Genomic DNA, 755 nt, shown 5'->3' on the forward strand with positions numbered 1-755 from the left:
CAGCATCGGATGGAGCGCCGCCCTCGGCCTGCACCCGCGCTTCACGCCCGAGTGGATCGGCAACACCGCACAGGCCGTCGCCTACCTGGCGAAGAGCCCTGCAGCCCGGGCCGCGAGCTGATGGAGAGCACCGCCTCCGACCCCCTCCTCAGCGCCGCCGACCTCATCCTCCGGGCGTGGACGCGCGTGGGGCCCTCCGAGGTCCCCGCGACCCGGCGGCTCCCCGATGCGGGCCTCGACCTGGTCGTCACCGAGCGCACCGTCGTCGCGACCGACCAGGACGTGGTCAGCTTCCAGCTGGCCCCACCCGACGGCGAGCGCCTGCCGTCGTGGCGACCCGGGGCACACCTCGACGTGCTCCTGGCGTCGGGACGCAAGCGGCAGTACTCGCTCTGCGGTGACCCCGCCGACCGGACGTCGTACCGGATCGCCGTACGACGGATCCCGGCCGAGGGTGGTGGCCTCGGCGGGTCCGTCGAGATGCACGACCTGCCCCTCGGCGCCACGCTCCGGGTGAGCCGACCGCGCAATGCCTTCCCGCTGGCCGTGCCCGGGCACGGATCCCCCGCCGAACGGCTGCACTTCGTGGCCGGCGGCATCGGCATCACTCCGATCCTGCCGATGCTGCGGCTCGCCGACGCGCTCGACGTCGACTGGACGATGGTCTACGTCGGCCGCCGGCGCGACACCCTGCCGTTCCTCGACGAGCTGGCGGCGTACAGCGACCGGGTCGTCGTCCGCACCGACGACGCCGA

1 protein-coding gene is annotated in these 755 nt (G+C 73.9%); it reads left to right on the forward strand.

The annotated features are described in order from the left end of the window. Positions 1 to 120: 120 nt before the first annotated feature. Positions 121 to 755, forward strand: a 635-nt coding sequence (locus tag ACOADB_RS19105) for a ferredoxin reductase (protein WP_378602023.1), incomplete at its 3' end; no start/stop codon positions are given.

It is taken from the genome of Nocardioides sp. CPCC 206348 (genome assembly GCF_048654705.1).
Taxonomy (GTDB): domain Bacteria; phylum Actinomycetota; class Actinomycetes; order Propionibacteriales; family Nocardioidaceae; genus Nocardioides.